The organism is Collinsella aerofaciens, from assembly GCF_028206995.1.
GTDB lineage: Bacteria > Actinomycetota > Coriobacteriia > Coriobacteriales > Coriobacteriaceae > Collinsella > Collinsella aerofaciens_AQ.
In genome coordinates this window covers 241,439-251,853 of the sequence record NZ_JAQLFL010000001.1, presented here as the reverse complement: position 1 = coordinate 251,853, position 10,415 = coordinate 241,439, and the positions used below count along the sequence as shown (strand labels likewise).

At 56.7% G+C, this 10,415-nt stretch carries 9 protein-coding genes; 1 reads left to right on the top strand and 8 read right to left on the bottom strand.

Going from position 1 to position 10,415, the window contains the following annotated elements:
- The 8 genes from PMX60_RS01080 to PMX60_RS01045 all read right to left on the bottom strand — a co-directional run.
- Nucleotides 1–214 (bottom strand): hypothetical protein (locus tag PMX60_RS01080; RefSeq protein WP_230308472.1); only part of this gene is annotated, 214 nt, incomplete at its 3' end.
- Between the two features lie 166 nt (nucleotides 215–380).
- On the bottom strand, nucleotides 381–701 hold the full coding sequence (locus PMX60_RS01075) for a glycosyltransferase family 2 protein (RefSeq protein ID WP_271740431.1): 321 nt from the start codon (nucleotides 699–701) through the stop codon (nucleotides 381–383).
- Between the two features lie 210 nt (nucleotides 702–911).
- Entirely contained in the window at nucleotides 912–2,015 is a 1,104-nt protein-coding gene (locus PMX60_RS01070) for a P-loop NTPase family protein (RefSeq protein WP_271746582.1), read from the bottom strand.
- Nucleotides 2,016–2,225: 210 nt separating this feature from the next.
- On the bottom strand, nucleotides 2,226–4,712 hold the full coding sequence (locus tag PMX60_RS01065) for a glycosyltransferase family 2 protein (RefSeq protein ID WP_271746581.1): 2,487 nt from the start codon (nucleotides 4,710–4,712) through the stop codon (nucleotides 2,226–2,228).
- Nucleotides 4,713–5,780 carry a glycosyltransferase family 2 protein gene (locus PMX60_RS01060; protein ID WP_271746580.1) on the bottom strand — a complete coding sequence of 356 codons (1,068 nt, stop codon included), beginning with the start codon at nucleotides 5,778–5,780 and terminating at the stop codon, nucleotides 4,713–4,715.
- A 12-nt stretch (nucleotides 5,781–5,792) separates the two neighbouring features.
- Nucleotides 5,793–6,911: a glycosyltransferase family 2 protein gene (locus tag PMX60_RS01055; RefSeq protein WP_271746579.1), complete on the bottom strand. Its 1,119-nt coding sequence runs from the start codon at nucleotides 6,909–6,911 to the stop codon at nucleotides 5,793–5,795.
- A 74-nt stretch (nucleotides 6,912–6,985) separates the two neighbouring features.
- Complete coding sequence (locus PMX60_RS01050; protein WP_271746578.1) at nucleotides 6,986–8,026, bottom strand: glycosyltransferase family 2 protein; 1,041 nt, start codon at nucleotides 8,024–8,026, stop codon at nucleotides 6,986–6,988.
- A 6-nt stretch (nucleotides 8,027–8,032) separates the two neighbouring features.
- Nucleotides 8,033–9,136, bottom strand: a complete 1,104-nt coding sequence (locus tag PMX60_RS01045) for a glycosyltransferase (RefSeq protein ID WP_271746577.1) — start codon at nucleotides 9,134–9,136, stop codon at nucleotides 8,033–8,035.
- Nucleotides 9,137–9,392: 256 nt separating this feature from the next.
- On the opposite strand from PMX60_RS01045, the gene PMX60_RS01040 reads away from it, so the two are divergent.
- Complete coding sequence (locus tag PMX60_RS01040) at nucleotides 9,393–10,412, top strand: glycosyltransferase (RefSeq protein WP_271746576.1); 1,020 nt, start codon at nucleotides 9,393–9,395, stop codon at nucleotides 10,410–10,412.
- Nucleotides 10,413–10,415 lie beyond the last annotated feature (3 nt).

Here is a 10,415-nt window from a genome sequence, read left to right as displayed (position 1 = left end):
CGGCGCCCTCGACGGGCTCCCAGGTCAGGGTGACCTCGCCGTCGCCGGTCGCCTCCGCCCTGGGGGCGGGCGCCGACAGGCCAGCAGAGACGGTGCATGAAATTGATTCAGCCTGCGACAGCGCGGCATCTGCTGGGCTAGCAGCAATAGCCGTGGAGCATACACACAGAGACAGCGCGACCGCAAGAGATAAAGTAATTGAAAGACGCTTCATACAATCCTCCACAATTAATAACTGTCTTTATGATATCGGAAGCCGGCATTTAATCAGTGCTCGCTCGGGCCAATGGACGATATTTACGCCAGACGGCGTTCGTGCAAAGCTAATTCAATAGCGATGCCATTCCCAGAATCACAAATCATCAAACTCACTCTCGCTGCTAAGATTGGCATCCCTTCACGGATCGCCCGTCAAGGAAGAACTCCGGCCAGCGCTGCATGAACAGCGCCTGCTCGCGCTTCCAGCGGCGCAGTTTTTCCTCGTTGGCCTCTTCCCTGCCGCGCGAGGTGAACTCGTAGTGGTACAGCTCGGCATAGGGCGTGAAGATGGTACGGTAGCCCGCCTCCCACACGCGCAGGCAAAAATCCGCATCGTTAAAGCCGACGGCGAATTCCTCGTTGTAGCCGCCGACCTGCTCAAATACATCGCGTCGCACCATCTGGCAGGCGCCCGTTACGGCACTGAAGTTACCGGGGCGCACAGCGCGGACAAGAAAGCCCTCACTCTCCGTGAATGGTATCTTTGCTGTGGCAAATTAAAACACGCAATGCTATAGATAGACGAAATCTGATTGGCAGGCGATAAGGAGCGCCACATCTTATTATCACGGGGATTATCGCCCCAGAAAAAACCCGATGTGGCAATCGACGCTGGCGGCAGTCTTAAAGATGGTGACGTCGCCTCTCTCGATTTAGAACCGTTCGAGAATCTCCTCGGCATTCTCTCGCAGATAGATATCTAGGTCCGGCACGGCAAACTGCACATAGCCCCTCTGTGGTGCCTGAATAACCTCTCTTTGTAGCAATTTGGCCCTAATAGAGCTGATCTCATTGGTCTTTTTGCCCATGCGCTTAGCAATCTCGGCTGATTTAGACTGTTGTTTATCCTCGCACATGGCCAAAAGGTATTTGATATCGTTGAGCCCCAGTCCAGAAATCGCGGGCTCGTGAACAACATCGTGAAAACGAGCTTCTGCCAGCGCAATGCCTTCGGTAACGTCGCGCTCGCTCACGATGGCACTTTTGGCACGATGCAAGTTGGCGCGCTGCCAAATGGAGTAACCGACCAGTTGCACCAGATAGGCATAGCCCTTAGTGGCCTTAGCGGCTCTCGACAGAAGATCGTCCTCTATGGTCAAGCCAGTCGCGACAAAGCTGTCGCCCATAGAGAGCGCCACCTCCACCTGGTTGATAGGCGCCAGGTCTTCGGGGAGGGCACGACGCAAGAACGTAAGCGCCTTGCCGTTAATAAGATCCATAACACCAGCGGGTAAACCGGCAAAGGCAAGTGCGATATCTACTTTTTCCCCTGTCAAAAGCTGAACCGTAGACGCAATGTCGCGCATATCGTCAATCGGGGCGTCCTGAACTTCATCGATGGCAATAAAAAGACCCTTGGATGACTTCGCTGCCGAACTCAGCAACTTTCTAAGGCTCGGTTCTTTGGACGCAACATCGACTTTCGCGGAAACAAAGCCGGCGTTTACGCCGACCGAAGCATTGGCCGCAAGGGAAGAATCAGCAACCTGATCCCTCAAGTCCAGCAATAGGTTAGGGCCAGCAGAAACAATAGCGGTCTTCCATCCAAGCTCTCGCGCACGATCCCTAAGGTCGCAGAGCAAAACAGTTTTTCCGGAGCCCCTCGGTCCAGCAATGCGCATGAGCCTCGCAGGTGCACCAATTCCCGCATTCAAACTCTCGGTAAACTCAAGGGCGATATCATCGCGACCAATTATGCGCGGAGGCTCAGCGCCGGCAGTGGGACGAAACGGGTTATGGAATGCTGTGACGCTCACTTATTTGCCTTCCTAGGGAATCGATTAACAGTCAATCATTGCTTATATTTCTATCGTAGACTATATCGGATAATATCGAGTTATATAAGCTTGTATAAACTTATCGCGAAAGTATCGAGCTTTCGTAATTTATCTTAGCAAGTAGTCCAACGCTGTTTTCTTCCAAGCTCATAGCGAAAGAAAGTTAAGGACTTCCTAAAAACCATTGCCTTAGACAGAGAAATACTCGCTCTCAGCGGATAAGTTCGGCCCCAGCCACGGATCGCCCGTCAAGAATAACTCCGGCCAGCGCTGCATGAACAGCGCCTGTTCGCGTTTCCATCTGCGCAGCTTTTCCTCGTTGGCCTCTTCCCTGCCACGCGAGGTGAACTCGTAGTGGTATAGCTCGGCATAGGGCGTAAAGATGGTACGGTAGCCCGCCTCCCATACGCGCAGGCAAAAGTCCGCGTCGTTAAAGCCGACGGCGAATTCCTCGTTGTAGCCTCCGACCTGCTCAAATACGCCGCGTCGGACCATCTGGCAGGCGCCCGTTACGGCGCTAAAGTTGCCCGGGCGCACGGCACGGGCAAGATAGCCCTCGCGCTTTGCCGAGAAATCCTGGTTGGCATGGGCAAGTGCGCCACGCACGCCAACCAAAATGCCAGCATGTTGCACCAGATGATCGGCAAAATAGAGTTTGGCGCCCACCACACCCGCATCGGAACGCTGCAGATAGCCCATCATCTCTTCGATAAAGTCGGCGCTTATGACCTCGGTGTCGTTGTTGAGCAGCATCAGGTAATCGCCCTTGGCGTGCTCTACGCCAAAGTTGATGATCTGGGGGTAATTGAACTCGCCCGGCCAGTACACAACGCGTGCGTTACCTTTGCCTTCAGATACCGCGGCCACGCGTTCCGGCAGGGTTTCGTAATACGCAAACGTCTCCGGATCTTCGCTGTTGTTCTCCACCAAGACGATCTCGTAGTTAGCATACGTGGCCTTCTGGGCGATCGACATCACACAGGCGTCGAGCGTCTCGACGTGGTCCTTGGTGGGAATCACAATACTCACCAGCGGCGCAGGCTCCGGCAGCGCATAGCGCATGCGGTAGACAAACGGCGTCTCGGTCTCCTCGACCGTTCCGCGAACGCCCAGCGCGTCAAAATGGCGTTGCAACGCCAAACGACCGGCTTCAATAGCATACGGCTTGCTATCGGCAGAACCGTCAGCGGTGGAACCGGGGTGCACACGCCAGTGATACAACACGTGGGCAATATGCTCAAAGCGTGCGCCCGATGCAAGGCAGCGAAGCGTCAGATCATAATCCTGGGCGCCAGCGACGTCTTCCGGCGACATGCCAATGCGATCGATAAGTGCCTTCTCCACCATCAGAAAATGCGTCACGCAGTTATGGCTATAGAGCAGGTCAACGTTGAGCCGCGTCTTAAAGACCGGCTGACCCCACTCCCCCGTTTTCTGGAACATGTCCTCGTCACAGGACAGGACCTGCGGACGCTCCCCCTCTGCCGCTTTGTTCAAAGCGGCGACATAGTGGAATAACGCATCCGGCTCCAAGATGTCATCGTGGTCCAAAAATGCGATGTAGTCGCCCGTCGCTTGCTCAATACCCGCGTTGGTGTTGACCACGATGCCGCCGTTACCGGGCAGCTCAATGCGACGAATCCGCTCGTCATTGGCGTCGGCCGCAAGATTGGACACCGCGTCCCATTCGGGCGAGGCGTCCATAAGCAGCAGTTCCCAGTTGTCATAGCTCTGGGCTAGAACCGAGTCCAGCAGCTCGCGAAGGTAAACCCGATCGGTCTTATAGCACGGCACCACAATGCTCACGAGCGGCCTATAGGCAAATGCCGCCGAAGCGACACGCTGGCGTGCCAAATCACCCGGCTTTGCGCGATGCTGCTCAAACCAACGTCGATAAGCGGCGTCGTCCGCGCGTGCATCCTTCATGCGATTCCAGCTGTCGTCGACCATGCCGTTGTACAAACGACCATCCATGGCGCAAAATCCGTTCTGGATTTGGCCCGTGGGATCAGCCGCAATCGCGACAAAATCGCGTATATCCTGAGGCATCTCCACGCTTAGATACGTTTTATTGACACGACATCCGTTTTGCTGGAGAACATCGACCTGCGACTCAAACACATGCACGGTGGCATCAATCGCATTCATGCGCGTATCGAAAATCTGGAGCTCAGGGGCGCACTGGGGGTCTCCAGCCCACTTGACTTCATAGCGCCAGACGGCGCCCTCATCTGCCGGTAAATAACGAACGGCATCAATCTCGTAGCGACCGCAGCACTCACCGCGCTGCGTATCGCGAACAAGCGCGCACAGCGCAGGCTTTGCTTTGTAGTTAATCTTAGATTCCAGCTTGGCAATACGACTGTCAAGGCGAATGGAGCCCAGCCCTTTGCCGCCGGACGCAAATGAGACGTCAATTGTAGAGCCGTCCATAAACGGAAGCACCAAGACGACGAGCTCACGCTCATAATCGGCAACTGAGGGGCAATGCGCAAGCACGCGGCCATGATCGACCGACAGTGCCAAAGACAGCACGCAAGCGTCATTGGTCGTCGCGTGAGCAAAGGATTGGGAACCATCCTGCTCAATAAGCCCCGCGATATCCTGGCCGGCAAAACGAAGCAGCACAAACAGGCGGCCCTGACTGCGGCAAAGCGCCAAACGCTTGATACTCATCTACACCTCTCGCTTTCCCAGAGCATTCGCGGCCATGCGCTTGCACGCGCCCAGGCGCCCAAACCTCAAGACGTCGTAATCGAACATGAGCTTTTTGCACGAACGAGCAGCAGGCGCCTTACCGACAAGTGCCGCACGCACCATAGCGGCAACAGAAGGAGCACATTGCGCGAGCGCGGCATCGTTGCCCACGGCAGAACCGGCAAGCGTCACGGAAACAGCAGCAAACACCTTGCCGCAACCCGAGCTCAGCAGCCTGAGTGCATCGTACAGTACCAGATCACACAGGAAGTACGCCAGGTCATCGGCATGCTGGGCATCGAGACCGTCGCGCTGCCAGTCAGCCAGCACCGCGGAGTAAATCTTCACGTGCTCCAGCAGACGCGTCTCGTCGTCGTAGCGCATGGTGTCCATGAGCGAACCCTTGCGCGCCACGCGGTAGTCATACAACTTGTTCGAGATAAGCGCGGTCTTGCGCGAACGACCGTACACGGCAAAATCGAAGACCTGGTCCTCGCCATACTTAACGGTTTCATCGAACACGATCCCGTTGCCCAGTAAAAAAGCGCGCTTACAAGCGGTGCGCCATGCAAAGGGGCGAGACGCTTCCTTAAACAGCAGGTCGGAGCTATAGCCCACAAACGACACATCGCGCGGGCTCAGTACATAGTTAAGCCACGGATACCCCGCCTCCAACGGGTACGGGTTCGCGCCAAAGGTCAAAACATCGCAATCCTCACGCTCAAAGGCATCGACGATTACGCGGCACGCATCAGGGGTAAACCGGTCGTCGGAATCCAAAAACGCGACGACAGGAGCCAAGGACGCAGCGATTCCCGCATTGCGGGCGCTCGACAAACCACCGTTGGGCTTATCGACAAGCTTAAAGCGCGTATCCTTTTCGCAATAGGCAGCGGCGATGTCGCGCGACCCATCCGGCGAACCATCGTTGACCAGTACACCTTCCCAATCGGGCATATCCTGTGCGAGTAAGGAGTCGAGGCACCATGCCAGGCACTCCTCCACCCTGTAGATGGGAACGACGACGGAAATCTTAGGGGTAGCCATGGTCACGCGCTCCTACTGTGCCGCCGGCACGTCGTCGGGATGCGGGTTATCGCCGTAGGCGCGCTGATACGTCAGCACGCGCCAAACCAGCGGCAGGCCGCCGATCTTAAAGTAGTGTTTAAACGTATTGAGCTTGCCCGGCTTCTTAAAATCAAAGCGCGAATCGATATAGGCACGGGGCGATTTGACCATCAAACGCAGGTCGGTCTCCCCACGCGGGTCGAAGAGGGACAGGTCAAAGCGACCGGCATCCCAATCGGCCTTGAGCTCGGGAGATGCCTTCTCCCAAAACTGCTCGCGCAACTCATCGACCAGGCGCTCGTCATTCCAGCGGTACGTATCGACCTTCATGCGCATTAAAATGCCCTGAAGCTGAGCCTTAAGCTCGGGACGTTCATCCAAAAAACGTTGCATCTCGGCATATTCGTCGCACACGCAAAACACCTTATTGGGCGAATTAACAGAGCTCTTCTCATTATCCTGGCGATAGCACAAAATGGGATCCGCAATAAACGCAACGCGCTCGGCGCACGCCCAAACCTTAAAGTTAAAGCCTGCGTCCTGATACGAGGCGCCCGGCGTGGGGAGGAACCGAATCTGATTGGCGTTGAGGAACTCGCGTCGATAGATGGCAGACCAAATGGAAGGCTTGCGGTAGAAGATACCCGGGCGATCGGCGGGGCGATACGCCGCGCCCGTCATATGCTCGTCGATTATCCCAAAAAGCTCTCGGCGCTCGCTGGGCGTGGACCAATACAGATAGAAATCGCCTTTAACCACATCGGCGTGCTCGGCATCGGCCTTGGCAACCAGCTTTTGAAGCGAATCCTCGAACATAAAGTCATCGGACTCCAAAATGCCTACGTACTCGCCACGCGCCATCTCCAAGCCGCGGTTCATCGAGTCGCCGTAGCCGCTGTTTACCTTGTCAATCATCTTGACGCGTGCATCGCACTCCATGTACTCGCGGATGATATCCGGCGAGCTATCGGTAGAGCCATCGTTGATGCAAATGATCTCAATGTTCTTGAGCGTCTGCGCAACGGCAGAATCGAGGCACTCGCGCAGGTAGCGCTCAACATTGCAGATGGGAACAAGCAGCGAAACTTTAGGGGTATCAGAGTTCTGCAAGAGAACCTCCTGTTGAATAGCGTGTAACAGGGTTATTTTAGCAGTGAAGCAACAGACAACGGCAGCGCCTAGAATTAGATAAAGCGCTCCAGGCAGGCTTTGAGACCGCGGGTCGAAAGATAGAACAGCGTGGCGTCTGCCATCGAAACGCTCGAGGTCGCCGCAACGAGCTTATGGGCAACACGGCGAACGGCGCCCTTGGCAGGCATATCCGCCCACTCCGTTCCCAAAAACGTCGTGAAATCCATATTGACGCGACCGGCCACACGACGGAAACCATCGGCGTCCAGACGCGCCAAGTCAAACACAATAAGGTCTAGGAACCAAGTGATCAGCTCGCCGGGGCACAGGTCCAAAAGGCCGTAACCCGCCCAATCCTCCAAAACTTCCTCGAGCATCCTCATGTGGGTATCAAGCTTTTTGGCGCGGGCCTCGGCGCTGTTGAACTCGTGCGTAGCCGAGTCGTTCTCCATCACGTAGTGGTAGAACTTGTCCGGCATGACAACGGTCTTGCGGGCAAGCGCATAGGCCGCAAATTGGAATACGACATCCTCGCCCAAGGCCAAGCCGGGGGCAAAGCGAATGCCTTCGCGATCGAGCAGCTCGCGCGAAAAAGCCGCGCGGCAGGCATAGGGCTGTGCGTTTGCGTGGAACAGCAGCTGGGGATTACGGGCGCCAAAAGTGCCCGCCTTGGGACTCATGAGTTGCTGGACGCGTTTAGGTGCGGCGTCGGACGGCTCGCAAACGCCGCCAAAAACGGCGACCTCGGCATCTGAAGACTCCATGGCATGCAGCACGCACTCGACCGTCTGGGCGTCGATGTAATCGTCGGCGTCTACAAAGAAAACCACCTCGCCCTTGGCGGCATCGATTCCGGCATTTCGAGCGCACGAGACGCCCGCGTTTTCCTGGTCAATCACCAGCACACGGTCGACGGTCTGCGCAATTTGACGCAAGACGCCCAGCGAATCGTCAGCCGAACCGTCGTTGACGCAGACAACCTGAATCGAGCGCTCAGACTGGGCCAGCAGCGAATCGAGGCATCGCTGAACCGAGTTTGCGGAGTTGTATACGGGAACGACAATGGTCGCTTTGGGGCTCGTGGCTTCTCCCATACCGACCTACCCCCTCAGCGATTCGATGAGGAAGGCGGCAAGTACGCCGGGGCCTCCAACCGATGCGTAGTATTTGGCGCGCCCCAAGGCACCATCCTTCGCAAAACTCGGATGCTCGTCAACCCAGCCCTCAGGATCTTTAAGGATGGCAGCGAGATTCGCACGCTTCCATGGCTTCAGATCGTCCAGCGAAAACTCCCCGGCGTCCAAGGCAGCTTGAAACTCCTTGGCCATCTGCACCAGGAACTCCTTATAAAATTTGGGCGCCAAGCGCACATAGTTCCACATATACGAATCGTACTTAATGAGCTGATTGAACTTGAGTATGCGCGCGACGTCATCACTTGCGTGGTCGCGGGCATATTCCTCTCTGATCCAACGCTCAATCTCGGCATACTCGGCATTGACGCAAAAGACCTTAGCCGAAGAATTGACCGAGGAGCTCTCGTTGTCCTGACGATACGAAAGCACAGCATCGTGCAGGTAAACAGCCTTGTCGGCGCATGCGATCACCTTAAAGGCAAACGACGTGTCCTGAAAGGATGCTCCCGGAGTCGGCAGAAACTTGATGCCGTTGCGCTCAAGAAAATCACGGCGGTACACGGCCGACCAAATCGACGGCTTTTGCTTAAAGAACTGCGTCGTATCGCTCGGGTGTACCGGCTTGCCGCAGTCCTTGGGCCTAAACATCTCGTGTAGCGAGCGGCGCTCCTCGGGCTTAGACCAGTAAAAATCAAAATTCGCCTTCGCAAAATCGGCGTTGCAGCGCTCGGCAGCTGACACGAGCTTTTCCAGCGCATCGGGCGCCATAAAGTCATCGGACTCCAGAATGCCGATGTACTTGCCGCGCGCCATATCGAGCCCGCGGTTCATAGAGTCGCCGTAGCCACTGTTGGCCTTATCAATCATCTTCACACGCGCATCGCGCTGCATATACTCGCGGATTATCGCCGGCGAGTTGTCGGTAGAGCCGTCGTTGATACAGATGATTTCGATGTCCTCGAGCGTCTGCGCCACAGCGGAATCGAGGCACTCGCGCAGGTAGCGCTCAACGTTGTAGATGGGAATAAGCAGCGACAGGACGGGGCTGCCAGAGGAATTAGTAGACAAATGTGCTCCTTAGGAAATACCTGTCGTTTCATGGTATCAAAGGGTCAGCGCGCCAGCGGGCGTTTATATAATCTATGGAGCCTCTTGCGGGCAAAGCGGCCCCATTTCATGCGGCGGGCCCATGGCAGGTTCCTGCGTTTTATTCAAAGCTTGCCGCCAAGGTGCGCCGAGCCTTTACAATAGGACAGTCCCAAGGACGTATTCGATAGCTTCCGCGCTGCACTCACCCGCCGCGCGTGAAAGGATATATTGCCCCATGCCTTCAACCCTCCCCGCTCCCATCGACAAGCTTGCCATCGTCGTCGTTACGTACAAGCGCCAGGAACTCCTGGCCAACTTGTTCGACTCCATGACCGAGCTCACGGCAACGCCCTGGCGCATCGTGATCGTCGATAACGAGAATTCACGCGAGACCGAGGCCATGTGCACCGCATTCAACGAGCGCGTGGCCAACCTGTGGGGCATCGACACCGAGCAGCCCGACGCGCAGGGCGGCACCGACCGTGTCATCTACGCCCCGCAGCTCGAAAACGGCGGCGGTGCAGGCGGCTTCTCCGCCGGCACTAAATGCGCCTACGACCTGGGCGCCCAGTGGTTCTGGGTGATGGACGACGACGTGCTCGTCATCCCCGAAGGCATCGAGCGTCTTGCCAAGTGGACCGACCGCTACGATGTCATCCAGGGTTCGCGCCTGGACTTTGACGGCGGCGCTTTCTTTTGGCAGTACCAGCTCATCCTCTCGCTCGGCATCCCTAACCCTATCGCCAAGTGGGATCTGGGTCCCGAGGGCTACCGCGCCATGAACCAGCTGTGCTTTGAGGGCGGCATGTTCTCGCGCCGCGTGGTCGACAAGATTGGCCTGCCCGACGCGCGCTTCTTTATCTACGGCGACGATGCCTGCTACGGCTACGTAGCCAGCCAACACTTCCCCGCCGCCGTGGTCGCCGACGTGGTGCTCAAGCGCGCCCGCGCCGTCTCTAACTGGGATATCGCCGGCAAGCGCCAGCTCAACTCCACGAGCGACACCAACCGTTACTACATCATGCGCAACCGCGGTTATCTGGCCCGCTACATGCAGATTTACGGCGACTATCACCCCGTGCTGTTCCGCCTAGGCAACGCCGCGACCTTCTGCAAGGAGTTCATTCGCCTGGCCGCCGTTGACAAGTGCTTTAAGACCGGAATTCCGGCGCTACGCCGCGGCATGAAGGACGCCCGCAAGATCATCAAGGACCCCAACTGGAAGCCCATGCCGCCCATGAAGGACACCGAGTAACGG